Source organism: Nostoc sp. DedQUE05 (genome assembly GCF_034530955.1).
Lineage (GTDB): Bacteria > Cyanobacteriota > Cyanobacteriia > Cyanobacteriales > Nostocaceae > Nostoc.
The window spans coordinates 1-14,120 of the sequence record NZ_JAVRCB010000063.1 but is presented as its reverse complement, the minus strand read 5'-3'; the positions used below and the strand labels follow the sequence as shown (position 1 = coordinate 14,120).

The following is a 14,120-nucleotide window of genomic DNA, read 5'->3' as shown; positions in this document are numbered from 1 at the left end:
GGGATGTATTGAGCCGCCACCTGCCCGAAGTTGCTCAATGCCACTGCCGCACTGCGACGAACACTTAAGTCAACCTTTTCATCCTTGAGGATGTTGGCAACTTTCTGTGCTATGTCCTCCGGTTTCTTAACCACGGTTTTCAAGTCTTTTAGCTCATATGCAGCTAATTTGTCAAAAGCATATCCCTTCACTTTGTCGTAGCTGTCGTCAAGGGCTGCTACTATACCGTTAATCTGCCAATCTTGCGGTTTGGGTTTGGGGGTTTCTTGGGCGCTAACCCAAGGCAGACAAAAAAGGAAAGAAAGGATGAAAGCTAAAGCATAAAGGATAAAGCGAGAAGGCTTGCTGCGGTGGCGGGGAGTTGTTACCATGTTTGGAGCAAGGTGGCAGAATACACAAGATTATGAGTATAATAACAACCTTGCAATCCGTAATTCCTGATTGAGAATGCAATTTGGTATCAACAAGTAGTAGACGATCTGCATTTACAAGTATAAAAGACTCGCTCACGAGTATAAAAGACTCGCCCGCGAGTATCAAACACTCGTCCACGAGTATAAAAGACTCTCCCGCGAGTATCAAACACTCGCTCACGAGTATCAAAGACTCGTCCACGAGTATAAAAGACTCGCTCACGAGTAGCAAACACTCGTCCACGAGTATCAAACACTCTCGCACGAGTAGCAAACACTCGCTCACGAGTATCAAACACTCTCGCACGAGTATCAAAGACTCTCCCGCGAGTATTAAAGAACTTTCAAATAAAAAAGGACTCAAATAATTCTTGTGGGGTGGGCGTCTCGCCCGCCCATAGCTAAAGGCGGGCAAGATGCCCGCCCCACAAGATTGAATAATTTATTGGTTGGAAATCCCTAAAGACTCTCCCGCGAGGTTTAAAGCCTATGAACCAGAAGCAGCTTTAGCAGGTTTACTTTTAATAGCCTTAAAACGATCGCCTAACTGTTCGGCAAGACTTTTTAACCCTGGAGTTTTCTTAGCAGCAGTCTTGACGTAATCATAAACTGTCAAGCTGCTACCCATTGCTTCGCTGCCGACTGCCATTAAGGTATCATCTACTTGTTCTGTCAGTTGTCGCAATCCAATCAAAAGCTCAGTAAGTGTGATTGCTAATTGATAATCCCGCACAAATTCATCGACATCAAAGCTGGCTGGGAGAATATCTCGGTTAGACTGGGCCGCAGTCAGGCTGGTATTGACGAAAGCTAGGCTTTTATCGCCCATCTTAAATAACTTGCGTCGTTCTTCTACACTCAGGGTAACGAGAAAAGGCATCTTCGCTTGGATAGTCGCAAACGCTGCTTTAATTTCTTGAATATCTGCTGGGGAAAGGGAGCCTGTAATATTTTGGTATGCCATTGGTTATTTACTGTGGTAAATCTGTTTGTTATGATTCCCACTGGTAAATGCGATCGCACAGTATTTAAGGAATGGGGAGTAGGGAAAATAACCTCTCTGGTGTATAAGTCGAATTACCCCCCTTAATCCCCCCGATGTATTGGGGGGAAACAAGAAAAATCCGGTTCCCTCCCCTTTGCAAGGGGAGGGTTAGGGAGGGGTAAAACTTACGCTTCAAGTCAGTTTACCGAATAATTTCCTTAACAACGCCAACAAAGCGTTCCATGTCGGCTTGGGTAATAGCTCCCATTGTCGAGACTCGAAAGATAGATTGAGCTAAATTTCCCTGTCCAGAATAAATTATATAATCTCGTGCTTTCAGTTGGTCGTGAAATTCTTCATAGCTGAAACCGTCTGGTAAGTAGTAGGCATTCAAGACAACGGATGAACAGCCAAGAGGAAGTAGGGGTTTAATTCCGATTGAGGCTAACCCGTCTCTAACTAAGCTGGCAAGTTGGTTGTAATATTTGTGTCTGGCACGCCAACCTCCTGCTTCTGCCATTTCTTGCAAAGCTTCTGTTAAAGCATAAAATGTCTGTACTGATTGCGTAAAAGGTGTGCCGCCTCGGTCTTGCTGCTGGCAATAAGTTGCTAAATCTAAATATAAAGTGCGGGGGATGGTGTCTACTGATGGCAGTGCATCCCGTCGCAGAATAACAAAGGACGTTCCAGGGACACCATGCAGACATTTATTCGCTGTCGCAGCGCAAGCAGTGATTCCCCAATCTGTAAAATTTAATTCCTCAGCACCAAAACTGCTGACTGCATCTACTAATAATTTGATACCGCGTTCTTGGCAAATTGGCGCAAGTTCCGCTAAATTATTGAGCCGACCGGTAGTAGTTTCGTGATGGACGACAGCAAGGTGGGTGATATCGGCGTTTTCATCTAGGAGTTTGACTAAAGCTTTGATATCGATTTCGCCATCCCAAGGATGGGAAAGTGTGATGTAATCAATGCCGTGAATTTTGGCGATTTTGGATAGTCGTTCGCCATATACACCGTTTTCAATGACTAGTAATTTTCCGTTTGTGGGTACTAAACTACTAATCATCGCTTCCATCGCGGCGGTACCAGAACCAGTGAGGAGAACTGCTGCCCAGCGATCGCTTCCAAGACCATAAACTTGAAGTAGCTGTTCGCGGATTCTGGTTTGAAGTTGCGAAAATTCCACTTCACGATGACACAAATCAGGACGCAACAGGGCATTTCTGACGCGATCGCTCAAATTGACGGGGCCGGGATTTAGTAAAATCATTTTGTCATTTGTCATTTGTCATTGGTCATTGGTCATTTGTCATTGGTCATTAATAAATAAAGAGTTTGTACTTTGAATTTATTAATTACGAATTACGAATTACGAATTACGAATTACCAATGTGTTTCATGAAGCGTTGTAAAACTGCTTCTGGGGTGATGTTGGGTCTGGGTAGCTTTTCTAGAGTTCCGGGACGGATTTTCAAATGAGCGAATTTAGGTCTAGTGTCGCTATCTGCGGTAAATAAGGCATCTAAAATCGAAGGATCATCTCCGGCTAATGTCACGCCGTAACCGCACGCTTCGGCAATTTTGGCAAAGGAAATACCCGCAGATACGGTGGCTTGTGCGCCTGTGGAATCGTGGACTTCATTATCTAACAGAATATGGGTCAAGTTAGCACCGCCATAAGTGCCGATGGTCGCAAAATTACCCATTCGCATTAATGCTGCCCCATCGCCATCAATTACTACTACCTTCAGGTCTTTCCGCGCTAAGGATAATCCCAATCCCATTGAGGAAGCGCAGCCCATCGAGCCGACCATATAAAGATGATTGGCGCTGTCTTTACTGGCGAAGAGTTCCCGTCCCGTATATCCGGTGGTGGCAATTATTACAGTGTTTTCTGGATCGGTAAGTTCCACAATCCTAGCTAATGCTTCACTGCGAGATATGCGTTGTTCTTTGTTATCCCGAAAAAAGCTTTGCTGAATATGAGCGCTATGACTATTTTCTCGTTCGGGAATAGAAGAACGGGTGAGTGCATGGGGTGCGATCGCTCCTTTACGCATAATTAAAGCATAAGGACAGCGTTCTTGTTGCATATAGGCTGTGGCTCTTTGCAGAACTGGTTCTATTTCTGCTGCATCTGTGGGAAAATATTCCCAAGGTATAGTCATTGTTTGCAGCAATTTCTCTGTGATTTGCCCCATTAATTGATGTTGCGGTTCATCTTGCAACACGCGATCGCCTCTTAAAGTACAAATCAGCAGTAATGGAATCCGAAAGATATAAGTGAGGGAGGTTAGCGGGTTAACTGCATTTCCCAAACCAGAGTTTTGCATCATCACCACTGCGGGTTTTCCAGCAATTGCGGCTCCAGCTGCGATCGCTACTGCATCTCCCTCATTGGCTGCGGAGATATATTTAAGTTGAACGTCATTGATGACGTAGTTAATAAAAGGCGTGAGAAAAGAACAGGGTACGCCAGTGTACCACCCAAAGCCAAGATTACGCGCAGCTTCTACAAATTCTTCTGCCTGAATCATAATTATAAATTTACAGCTATTTTCAGGTATTTAAACGATTGAAATGGGGAGTGGGAAGTTGGGAGTGGGGAGGAAAGATTATTAGTTCGACCTCTGAACTCGGAACTTCAGCCTTTGAACTCGGAACCTCGACCTTTGAACTCGGAATTTCGACCTTTGAACTCGATACTCCGACCTCTGAACTCGATACTCCGACCTCTGAACTCGGAATTTCGACCTCTGAACTCGAAACTCCGACTTCTGAACTCGAAACTCCGACTTCTGAACTCGAAACTTCGACCTTTGAAGTCGGAACTTCAGCCTTTGAACTCGGAACTTCAGCCTTTGAACTCGGAACTTCAGCCTTTGCACTCAAAACTCCGACCTCACAATGCCCAATGCCCCATGCCCCATGCCCCATTTCTATTGTTTCAATTGAAAAGCAAGGTCAAGATCGTCTAAAGAATTAACATCTAACCAGTTACCGCGAATATAAAGCACCTTGATCGGTTTGCCTTGCTCGATTAAATAATTGCATAATTCTGGCAAACCCAGACTATTGAATTCCGGTCGTTTTTGCAACTCATTGAGTGCTTCACTAACCCATTGTCTACCTTGACTCCGCAAGCGCAACATCCCAATCCAGCGACCGCTAGAGTTTCCTAATTGCGTTTGTGTCGTTTTAGAAACGTTCAACAGGTTGACATCCTGTCCAAACAGAGAAAGATCGTCTGTAATTGAGCAATAGGCGTAGTCAGGTGAACCGCTAACAGACTTGCTGTTGGCTACAGAATCAACTACAGCCACAATTTCTCCGGGACATTCTAATAAATCTCGCAAGATGTAGCTTCTAAATAGTAAATCGCCGTAAAGCACCAGCATTTCTTCGCCAAAACTAGCTTGAGCTACGGCTAAGGATGCTAATTCTCCCGTTGTTTCATAATCTGGGTTGCGGATGACTTTAGTCCCCGGAACATTGATGGTTTCTGCTTTGTAACCGGCGACAACGGTAATATCATTGATGGCAAGTTTCTTGAATTTGTCTACCAACAACCTGAGTAGAGGTTTACCTCCAAGGGGTAACATTACTTTTGGTTTATCTTGCGTCAATCCGGCTAATTCTTGGCCTCTGCTAGCAGCCAAAACGATCGCTTGGGTATGTTGTCGTCCGTTGTTAAAGTAGCGTTTTTCAGCTTCTTGGAGTTCATCCGCCCCTTGTAGCCGGAAAATTTCTTTTACAGGAGCAATATCATCTTCAATGTTGATTAAAGTTTCGCTGGCTTTCACTTCGCGCGCGATCGCTTGCATACTAGCAACAGCAGCTCGAATCAGATGGTTTGCCCAGATGACCAAATTAACTTCCGCTTTGCGAAAAACATCAGTAGGCGTGCTGTAATATTTAGTCGGTATAAACACTAACGGAGAACGACCCGCCCATTCTTTAGCAAAGGCTAGCACTTGGTCAGGACGCGACGATTTACTGTGAATCAAAATCGCGTTTGCTCCTGCGGCGTGGTAAGCTTCACCTCGGCGCAGCGCCTCCGAAAGATCCCAGCCAGCAATCAAAGCTTCGAGTCGGGCGACGATGCAAAAATCTGGGTCTGTTTGACTATCTTTACCCGCCTTAATTTTGCCGCAGAATTCATCAATATCAGCTAAAGCTTGGCGACTACCATTGATAAAGCTGTTGGTTTTGGGAAAAAGCTTATCTTCAATACAGACTCCAGCAATTCCTCGCTGTTCTAACTTCTTAACCAGGCGACGCATATTATTAAAGTTGCCATAACCTGTATCACCGTCTAACAAAATGGGAATGCTGGTGACATCAGACATGAACTCTAGCATTTCTACAACTTGAGTCCAACTGGCTTCATTATTATCTCGAACGCCATACTGAGCCGAAAGGGCTAATCCACTCGCCCAAATTCCTTTAAATCCAGCCTCTTCCACAATCCGGGCGCTAATCCCATTATGAGCTTCCATAATGAAGTCGAGTTGAGGCGATTCTAGTAATAACCGTAATTGGGCACATTTATTTAATTTTGCAGAGGTGTCAATGGGTGCAAATATTTGATGCATTTATTCTGCTTTTCTCAACCTATATAATATGGCTAGCGATTTTCAATTGCATGGAATACAGACCTAACCCCCAGCCCCTTCCCTTGTAGGGAAGGGGGTAAGAATTCAAAGCCTCTCTCCTTTTAGGAGAGAGGTTTGGAGAGAGGTCAAACTGTAAGGTATCCAAACCAAAACCGCTATAAATGAAGATATTTTCAGACATGTTCTGCGACTTCTATCTGAGGTAAAATCTCGTTTTGGGCGCGTTGAATATCTTGGGGAAAATCGATTTCGAGCCAAGGTAAACCAGTAATGTCTTCGTAGCCAAATGTTTCTGGAGTTTCTAAGAGCAGATCCCGAATTACTTCTTCATAAGGTTCATTATCGCGTCCGTCTGCAACATATTGCTCTGTGCGAATCGCAAGACGGCGAGCAACAGCACTTTCAAAATGAAAGAATCCTACTGACTCACCCGCAAAATCATAAGCTAAACCAGGAGCTAGTTGTTTACGAAATTCCACGAGATAATTATCTCTAACACAAAGCTTTACGGGTTCATCTCCCGGTTCAAAATCCCGATCTAATAAAAAGCTGTTGGGGATATTTGTCTTTACCAATCGTTCGATGATGCGGCGATCGCACAATACATCTGCATCCATTAATAATATGTCATCGCCAGCAACTAAATGCTGACGTACAGTCCAAAGGCTGATTACACTGCCTTTGGTGTAGTCAGGATTATAAATTGTACTGACCCAACTTTCGGCTCCTAATGCTTTGATTTCATCCTGAATTCTTTCTGCTTGATAACCCACAGCAATCACTACTTCATCAATTTGGTAATGACGGAGATTGTTAAAATGGCGCTCTAGTAGAGATTTGCCGTTAAAATTCAGTAAGCATTTGGGTTGGATTTGCCCATCTTTACCTAAGCGTCGTCCAACGCCAGCAGCTAAGATAATTGCCTTCATCGTCAAGTCACCAACAGTAGCTTAGACACCAGGAAATCTGGAAATTTTCCCAGTATTTTATAATGACTGTTTTTTGCTCAAGACAATATTTGTTAATTAATTCTTAACATAGAGGAGGCAGGTGGTCACTGAGCGTAGTCGAAGTGAGGCAGAAGGGAAAATGGTAGTGCTAAGAGCGAAACACTTGGCGAAAACCAAAATAGGCGATCGCATCTTTCATATTTGAGACAAAACGTTTTAGCATACCCATGCGGGTGTCGGTAACGTATTCCAAAGTCAAAACAATGCGCTTTTCGTTGTCACCCAAAGGGGTAACTCTGTGGTAAAGTTTGTCACCATTGAATAATACTAGAGTACCAGGGGTTAAAGAGAGCGATCGCCTTTGTGTCTCCTGTTCTGGAATATCTTTGTAGAGTTGATATTCCAGCTTACTCGATGAATTATCAACCAAACCAAGCAACACTGTATAGCGTTTCCCGCGATAGTAAGAAGTATCGTAATGATACTGGATATGGTCTCCAGGCTCAGTGTAATAGTACAGCGCGTAAGTATGGGGATCGGAATCAGGACAGGGAAGGAGCTTTTCTGCCGTAATTTTGTTCAGGAACTCGAAAAAGGCACTGAGTTGATAAAACTCTCCGAAAATCGGAGCAAGGCTATCTAAGCTATAGCGGCTGATACTACCGCCCTTTTTATGATTGGGAATATAGTTGCGGTTGATAGCAGGTTGCAAAGATGGCAACAGCGCCAAAAACTGCTCGATGATGCAGCTAGGGACAAAGTTTTCAACCACCAAAAATTCATTTTGAGCTTGAAACTCAGCTTGAAGTTTCTGGTAATCAACGGCTGCTATAGCTTTATCAATTTCAGTTTGAAGCTCCATTGATAATTATTTATTCTCTCACTGCTTCCTTATCTAGTTTGATTCCGGCTGCGGGAGTGTCCAAAATTGCCAAATTACCCATACTGCAAAGGTTGGCGCGCCAATTGTCGCTGCCATTAATAACGGCTCTAGTCCATTCACTAAGGGAACTATGGGAAACAAATATAGCACGTCTTCAATGTCAAAGCCGGCGAAATTTGGTTGACGGCTGGCATCTTTACCTAAACGTTGTTCCATTTGGTTTCGCAAATGAAAGATGCAAGCAACAGACACGCCAGATATTATCCCCATCACCAACGCCCACCAACCAAATTTTCCCTCTTTAAGACCATATCCCATACACACAAACAATAGAATATGGATGATAGCGTCACTAGCAAGGTCATATTGATGTCCCCATTTGCTACTTTTCCCACTCAAACGAGCTAATTCACCGTCTGTATGATCGAGAAAGTTAGATAAAGCAAATAACCATGCTCCAACATTAACCCAAATGGGATCGCCAACTGCGAGGGCGACAGCAGCCGCCAACCCTGTCAAAAGTCGCACTGTAGTAAGATGATTGGGATTTACCCAACTGTCTTTTAGAGGTTTAATTAGCCAGTAAGCAAGTTGAGCATCCCAAGGCTTTGCGATCATAGATGAACTTAAATTTGATCTAGTCTTGGAATATATATATAGCGGTTCTCATTTGGATGCAACATCTATTAGGGTAAGTAAGTGGGTGGGAAATAAAGATTTCCAACTTCTGAATACTTAATATCTGGAACATTTGTCATTAAAAACCATGTTGAATTTTCAGGTAGTTTGCCGTTTTAATTTTATTTCACCCACAAGCAGCAATGTTTTCAAGCAATATTCATTACCCAGTCGTACAAAATTCAATTCTGAATTCTGACCGGAGGCGGAGCGTCTCCGGCTTTGCTCCTGAGTTCTGAATTCTTCTTATCTACATTAGGCATTCCCATGCTCTGCATGGGAACGAGAAAAAAGCACATCACACTGATTTAAAATTCACAATCCGAGCGAAACTCTCAGGTTCTAGACTTGCTCCTCCCACAAGGACACCATCAATTTCAGGTTGAGCCATAATCTCATCAATATTATTCGGCTTGACTGAGCCGCCATATTGAATTGATACATTCGGATTAGTCAACTGGCTACGAATTAAGCCAATTATTCGATTAGCTTCCTCTACTTCACAAGTGTCGCCAGTGCCAATCGCCCAAATCGGTTCGTAAGCAATCACCAAATTATCTTGATCGATATCTACCAAGGCTTTGTCGAGTTGGAGAGCAATCAGTGATTCAGTTTCTCCCGCATCTCGTTGTTGTTTACTTTCGCCAACACAAAGAATTGGAGTCAAACCAAACCTTTGAGCAGTTCGGAGGCGCAGATTAACGGTGGCGTCCGTTTCTCCAAAATATTGCCGTCGTTCGCTATGACCGACAATCACAAAGCGCACACCACTTTCTGCCAGCATTGGGCCAGAAATCTCACCCGTATAGGCTCCATATTCTTCCCAATGGATATTTTGTGCCCCCAGTTGGATAAGGCTACCGTGCAAAGTCTTGGACAAAACGTTTAAATCAGTGAAAGGAGGACACAATATCACTTCTCGCCCTTGGGGGGTTTCCTCTAAATGAGGCAGAAATCCTTGTAAAAACTCTTGGGTTTCTGCCTGGGTTTTGAACATTTTCCAGTTGCCGGCAATAACGATTTTCCGCACAGGTAATTTAGTCAAGATCCTAACGCGTTATATTAGATGCATTTTTCAGTTTATGACGTTTTGTTAGCCATTGGTCATTAGTCATTAGTCATTAGTCATTAGTCATTGGGCATTGGGCATTGGGCATTGGGCATATTTATTCCCCTTGCCCCTTGTCTCCTTTGTCTGCATCGTCTCGCCAAACCCCTCATAAAAATAACTAGGATAGTAAATGAACTGTATCTAAAATTTAAAATCTAAAATTTAAAATCTAAAATCTAAAATCTAAAATTAATATGACTTCGACATTGCCCGTGCCTGAACCTCATCAAAGCGATTCCGCTAATACTGACGCAAATTCTCTCAGCTGGGAGGAAGAATTGGATAGTGCTATTTTCAGTTTTGAAGACATTCAGACGGAACTGAATTATAAACAAGCACAAACAGCGTTGCGAAACTTGGTAGCCAATCTCGATCTTACTCCCCAGGAAAAAACCGGATTGGAGGCAGAAATTGCTGATTTGGAAATTATGCTAGGGAAGTTAGACCGCATGGTGGTGCAGATTGCGGCTTTTGGCATGGTGGGACGTGGTAAGTCTTCGCTACTAAATGCTTTGGTTGGGCAAACGGTATTTGAAACTGGGCCGCTGCACGGTGTCACCCGTACTGCACAAACAGTTAATTGGAGTATTAGCGAGGAGATGATTGGGGAAACTGAACGTGCTTTGCGTGTGACTCTTCCTGGTGTAGGTCAATCACAAGTGGAATTAATTGATACTCCTGGGTTAGATGAAGTAGATGGTGCAACCCGCGCCGCCTTAGCTGAACAAATTGCAAAACAAGCAGATTTGATTCTGTTTGTGATCTCTGGCGATATGACAAAACTGGAATACATAGCCCTTTCTCAGTTGCGGGAAGCAGGTAAACCGATTGTTTTGGTGTTTAACAAAGTAGACCAGTATCCAGAAGCAGACCGGATGGCAATTTATCACAAAATCCGGGATGAAAGGGTGCGGGAATTACTCACACCTTTGGAAATTGTTATGGCTGCGGCATCGCCATTGGTGAAGACGGCGATTCGTCGCCCTGATGGTACGAGGGGCATACAGTTGCGTACAGGGAATGCCCAAGTCGAGGAACTGAAGCTGAAAATATTGGAAATTCTGCATCGTGAAGGTAAAGCCTTGGTTGCCCTTAATACCATGCTTTATGCCGACATTGTAAATGAGCAATTGGTTGAGAGAAAACTGATGATTCGGGAACAGAATGCCAATCAGTTGATTTGGAAAGCTGTGATGACTAAAGCATTAGCGATCGCACTCAATCCTGTAACTGTGGTAGATATTCTCAGTAGTGTGGTAATTGATATTGCTCTAATTTTGGGTTTATCTAAACTCTATGGCTTCTCTATGACCGAAGCTGGCGCTGTACAGTTGCTACAAAAAATCGCCCTGAGTATGGGCGGTATCGGTGCTAGTGAATTGTTAGCAAATTTAGGCTTGAGTGGATTAAAAACTTTACTTGGAATTTCGGCAACAGCTACGGGTGGTATTGCACTAGGCCCTTATATATCGGTGGCGATTACCCAAGGAGGAGTCGCTGGTGTTTCTTCTTACGGTATTGGACAAGTTACCAAAGTTTATTTAGCCAATGGCGCAACTTGGGGGCCTGATGGGCCGAAAGCAGTGATTAATCGAATTTTGACAAATTTGGATGAGACTTCAATTCTTAACCGGATTAAAGATGAATTACTCCAGAAAGTAAAACTCAAAAAGTGATGTATAAATTAGGTTTGGTCAGCTATATTTATCCTTGCACTTACCTATTCCAGAAGGCAAAAATTATACTTTCGGATACTTTTAAAACATCCTCTTAAAATCAGCTATATATAATTGCTTAGTTATTATTACTTTGTCAAGCTTTCTGGAAACTAAATTTTAAATATCCCCTCTAGCAGTCAGCACTCTCTAAGATACTTGCAACAAATAGGTCATACAATGCCCCATCAAAAAGTAAACTACTAACATGGCAGCAGCAGCAAGAGCAACCAAGGTACCAGCTAACATTAGAGAAAATTCTTTACTCTCGTAGGCTTTTTCCATTAAGTGCAGCGACCACGCTACCAGGGCGACATCAAAAAGTAAAATAGGAAGCAACATATTTCTTAATATTTGTTAATACTTGTAAAATAATATTAACACCCTTTTCAGGAAGTGTGTCTAACCTTAGATAGATGTCATTAAATGAGTAATGGTGGATCAACAGAATGTTCTGACTGGCACGTTGCGATCGCGCAAGTAACTTTTAATTTCTGCTACGCTTAATTGTCCGTAATGTAACAGTGACGCGAGTAATGCGGCTTCAGCCTTGCCTTCAGTAAGGGCAGTGTAGATATGTTCACAATTACCTGCACCACCAGAAGCAATAACTGGAATTTCTACAGCATTGGCAATCGCCCGTGTAATCTCAATGTCATACCCAGCTTGGGTTCCATCAGCATCCATACTTGTGACTAGCAGTTCTCCGGCCCCCCGTTTTTCAACTTCCTGTGCCCACAATAGGGCATCTAAGCCTGTATTTTCTCTGCCACCCCGCACATACACATCCCAACCTGGATTCTCCGGGTTATTTCTGCGTCTGGCATCAATAGCAACAACTATGCACTGATTACCAAAGCGATCGCTTGCCCGATTAATCAAGTCTGGTTCCCGCACTGCCGCAGAATTAATACTAACCTTATCTGCGCCCGCTCGTAACAAAGCTTTAACATTTTCTAAGGATTGAATGCCACCACCTACAGTCAATGGAATAAAGACCTGTTCAGCAGTGCGGTAGACCACATCTAAAATTGTAGCTCGGTCTTCATGAGTAGCTGTAATATCCAGAAATACTAACTCATCAGCACCGGCTTCGTTGTAAACCTTGGCCAGTTCTACCGGATCGCCTGCATCTTGGAGATTAACAAAGTTAACTCCTTTTACAACCCGTCCCGCCTTCACATCTAAGCACGGTAAGATTCTTTTAGATAACATAATAACTTTTGTACTTCTGGGTAATTAGCCGGAATTTAAATTTTAAATTGGCGCGGGTATTCTCAAACGAAAATTTTCACAAGTATGAGGAATGAGGCATTGGAATTAGGAAAGAGGTGACAGGTGACAAGTTATAGATGAATAATCTGTACCCTATAACCTGTAACCTATTCCCTTCCCCAGTCCCCAGTTCCCAGTCCCCAGTTCCCAGTCCCCAGTCCCCAGTCCCCAGTCCCCAGTCCCCAGTCCCCAGTCCCCAGTCCCTTAAACATAGATAGCTGAATTATGGCGATAATCTCATCGAAAAAACAGCCTCCAGAACCCAACGGCGAACCAAAGCAGCGTCGAGAGTCGGCGAAAGCACCATCCACAGAAAATATTTTGCAGCCTGAAGCTGCTATTGATGAGCAAGAACAGCAAGAAGAAGGTATTCGACCACACCGCTTTGCTGATTACATTGGGCAAAAAGATTTAAAGGATGTGCTAGATATTGCCATTAAAGCAGCTAAGTCTCGTGGTGAGGTGTTGGATCACTTGCTGCTGTATGGGCCGCCGGGATTGGGCAAAACCACAATGGCAATGATTTTAGCATCAGAAATGGGGGTAAATTACAAAATTACTAGTGCGCCAGCCTTAGAACGTCCACGAGATATTGTTGGGCTACTGGTGAACCTCAAGCCTGGAGATATTTTATTTGTAGATGAAATTCATCGTCTCTCGCGGATGACAGAGGAAATTCTCTATCCAGCGATGGAAGATTATCGCTTAGATATTACTATTGGTAAGGGTTCCAGCGCTCGGATCAGAAGTTTGCCGCTATCAAAGTTTACTCTAGTAGGGGCTACAACCCGTGTTGGTGCTTTAACTTCACCACTGCGCGATCGCTTCGGTTTGATTCAAAAACTCCGATTTTACGAAGTTGACGAACTGACTCAAATTGTACTGCGAACCGCTCAATTGCTCAAAACCCCCGTTACAGAAGATGGTGCCACAGAAATTGCCCGTCGTTCGCGCGGAACACCACGTATTGCTAATAGATTACTAAAGCGTGTGCGTGATTATGCGGAAGTAAAAGAATCTGGGGATATTGATGAAAACATTGCATCTGAAGCATTGCAACTATTCCAAGTAGATCCTTGCGGTTTAGATTGGACAGACCGCCAAATGCTGAGTGTAATAATTGAACAATTTAATGGCGGGCCAGTGGGGTTAGAAACAATGGCAGCAGCCACGGGTGAAGATACCCAAACAATTGAAGAGGTGTACGAACCTTACCTGATGCAAATTGGGTATTTAACTCGGACTCATCGCGGCAGGATGGCGACTAAGGCAGCATATAAGCATTTGGGATTTACGCCGCCTAATGAACAGTTGTCATTATTGTAATTATGGGAAATTGGGCATTGGGCATTGGGCAATGGGAATAGGGGATGAGTCTTTGATACTCGTGAATGAGTCTTTGATACTCGTGAATGAGTCTTTGATACTCGTGAATGAGTCTTTGATACTCGTGAATGAGTCTTTGATACTCGTGAATGAGTCTTTGAT

The 14,120-nt window shown here is 43.5% G+C and carries 13 protein-coding genes and 2 pseudogenes; 2 read left to right on the top strand and 13 right to left on the bottom strand.

All coding sequences use genetic code 11. The annotated features are described in order from the left end of the window. The 10 genes and pseudogenes from RMZ42_RS31610 to tpiA all read right to left on the bottom strand — a co-directional run. Window positions 1-371 (bottom strand): annotated as a pseudogene (locus RMZ42_RS31610) (PBS lyase); the annotation flags it as partial. A gap of 89 nt (window positions 372-460) precedes the next feature. After that, on the bottom strand, window positions 461-712 hold the full coding sequence (locus RMZ42_RS31605) for a hypothetical protein (RefSeq protein WP_322675132.1): 252 nt from the start codon (window positions 710-712) through the stop codon (window positions 461-463). A 188-nt stretch (window positions 713-900) separates the two neighbouring features. After that, entirely contained in the window at window positions 901-1,377 is a 477-nt protein-coding gene (locus tag RMZ42_RS31600) for a hypothetical protein (RefSeq protein WP_322639115.1), read from the bottom strand. A gap of 223 nt (window positions 1,378-1,600) precedes the next feature. Continuing rightward, on the bottom strand, window positions 1,601-2,689 hold the full coding sequence (locus RMZ42_RS31595) for a 2-aminoethylphosphonate aminotransferase (protein WP_322675131.1): 1,089 nt from the start codon (window positions 2,687-2,689) through the stop codon (window positions 1,601-1,603). Between the two features lie 91 nt (window positions 2,690-2,780). After that, a complete protein-coding gene (gene aepY, locus RMZ42_RS31590) occupies window positions 2,781-3,941 on the bottom strand; it encodes a phosphonopyruvate decarboxylase (protein ID WP_322675130.1) in 1,161 nt (386 codons plus the stop codon). A gap of 402 nt (window positions 3,942-4,343) precedes the next feature. Next, a complete protein-coding gene (aepX, locus tag RMZ42_RS31585) occupies window positions 4,344-5,999 on the bottom strand; it encodes a phosphoenolpyruvate mutase (protein WP_322675129.1) in 1,656 nt (551 codons plus the stop codon). 194 nt (window positions 6,000-6,193) lie between these two features. Continuing rightward, window positions 6,194-6,949 (bottom strand): phosphocholine cytidylyltransferase family protein, encoded by a 756-nt coding sequence (locus RMZ42_RS31580; protein ID WP_322675128.1) that lies wholly within the window; start codon window positions 6,947-6,949, stop codon window positions 6,194-6,196. 169 nt (window positions 6,950-7,118) lie between these two features. Continuing rightward, window positions 7,119-7,832, bottom strand: a complete 714-nt coding sequence (locus tag RMZ42_RS31575; RefSeq protein WP_322675127.1) for a 2OG-Fe(II) oxygenase — start codon at window positions 7,830-7,832, stop codon at window positions 7,119-7,121. Between the two features lie 33 nt (window positions 7,833-7,865). Next, window positions 7,866-8,471 carry a CDP-alcohol phosphatidyltransferase family protein gene (locus RMZ42_RS31570; protein WP_322675126.1) on the bottom strand — a complete coding sequence of 202 codons (606 nt, stop codon included), beginning with the start codon at window positions 8,469-8,471 and terminating at the stop codon, window positions 7,866-7,868. A gap of 358 nt (window positions 8,472-8,829) precedes the next feature. Further along, window positions 8,830-9,561, bottom strand: a complete 732-nt coding sequence (tpiA, locus tag RMZ42_RS31565; protein ID WP_322675149.1) for a triose-phosphate isomerase — start codon at window positions 9,559-9,561, stop codon at window positions 8,830-8,832. Between the two features lie 275 nt (window positions 9,562-9,836). On the opposite strand from tpiA, the gene RMZ42_RS31560 reads away from it, so the two are divergent. Next, on the top strand, window positions 9,837-11,318 hold the full coding sequence (locus RMZ42_RS31560) for a GTP-binding protein (protein WP_322675125.1): 1,482 nt from the start codon (window positions 9,837-9,839) through the stop codon (window positions 11,316-11,318). Window positions 11,319-11,507: 189 nt separating this feature from the next. Here the strand turns inward: RMZ42_RS31560 and RMZ42_RS31555 are convergent, their stop codons facing one another. Next, a complete protein-coding gene (locus RMZ42_RS31555) occupies window positions 11,508-11,699 on the bottom strand; it encodes a hypothetical protein (protein ID WP_094348875.1) in 192 nt (63 codons plus the stop codon). Between the two features lie 99 nt (window positions 11,700-11,798). Continuing rightward, window positions 11,799-12,572 carry an imidazole glycerol phosphate synthase subunit HisF gene (gene hisF / locus RMZ42_RS31550; RefSeq protein WP_322675124.1) on the bottom strand — a complete coding sequence of 258 codons (774 nt, stop codon included), beginning with the start codon at window positions 12,570-12,572 and terminating at the stop codon, window positions 11,799-11,801. A gap of 285 nt (window positions 12,573-12,857) precedes the next feature. Between hisF and ruvB the strand changes: the two genes are divergently transcribed. Then, on the top strand, window positions 12,858-13,958 hold the full coding sequence (gene ruvB / locus RMZ42_RS31545; RefSeq protein ID WP_322675123.1) for a Holliday junction branch migration DNA helicase RuvB: 1,101 nt from the start codon (window positions 12,858-12,860) through the stop codon (window positions 13,956-13,958). On the opposite strand, the pseudogene RMZ42_RS31540 reads toward ruvB, so the two are convergent. Beyond that, a pseudogene (locus RMZ42_RS31540) lies at window positions 13,933-14,120 on the bottom strand (hypothetical protein); the annotation flags it as partial. The gene ruvB and the pseudogene RMZ42_RS31540 overlap by 26 nt on opposite strands.

What these genes read in the sequence shown, in the direction of transcription:
- RMZ42_RS31600 (WP_322639115.1), bottom strand. Translation starts at nt 1,377, where the DNA reads ATGGCATACCAAAATATTACAGGCTCCCTTTCCCCAGCAGATATTCAA.
- RMZ42_RS31595 (WP_322675131.1), bottom strand. Translation starts at nt 2,689, where the DNA reads ATGACAAATGACAAAATGATTTTACTAAATCCCGGCCCCGTCAATTTG.
- aepY (WP_322675130.1), bottom strand. Translation starts at nt 3,941, where the DNA reads ATGATTCAGGCAGAAGAATTTGTAGAAGCTGCGCGTAATCTTGGCTTT.
- aepX (WP_322675129.1), bottom strand. Translation starts at nt 5,999, where the DNA reads ATGCATCAAATATTTGCACCCATTGACACCTCTGCAAAATTAAATAAA.
- RMZ42_RS31580 (WP_322675128.1), bottom strand. Translation starts at nt 6,949, where the DNA reads ATGAAGGCAATTATCTTAGCTGCTGGCGTTGGACGACGCTTAGGTAAA.
- RMZ42_RS31575 (WP_322675127.1), bottom strand. Translation starts at nt 7,832, where the DNA reads ATGGAGCTTCAAACTGAAATTGATAAAGCTATAGCAGCCGTTGATTAC.
- RMZ42_RS31570 (WP_322675126.1), bottom strand. Translation starts at nt 8,471, where the DNA reads ATGATCGCAAAGCCTTGGGATGCTCAACTTGCTTACTGGCTAATTAAA.
- RMZ42_RS31560 (WP_322675125.1), top strand. Translation starts at nt 9,837, where the DNA reads ATGACTTCGACATTGCCCGTGCCTGAACCTCATCAAAGCGATTCCGCT.
- RMZ42_RS31555 (WP_094348875.1), bottom strand. Translation starts at nt 11,699, where the DNA reads ATGTTGCTTCCTATTTTACTTTTTGATGTCGCCCTGGTAGCGTGGTCG.
- hisF (WP_322675124.1), bottom strand. Translation starts at nt 12,572, where the DNA reads ATGTTATCTAAAAGAATCTTACCGTGCTTAGATGTGAAGGCGGGACGG.
- ruvB (WP_322675123.1), top strand. Translation starts at nt 12,858, where the DNA reads ATGGCGATAATCTCATCGAAAAAACAGCCTCCAGAACCCAACGGCGAA.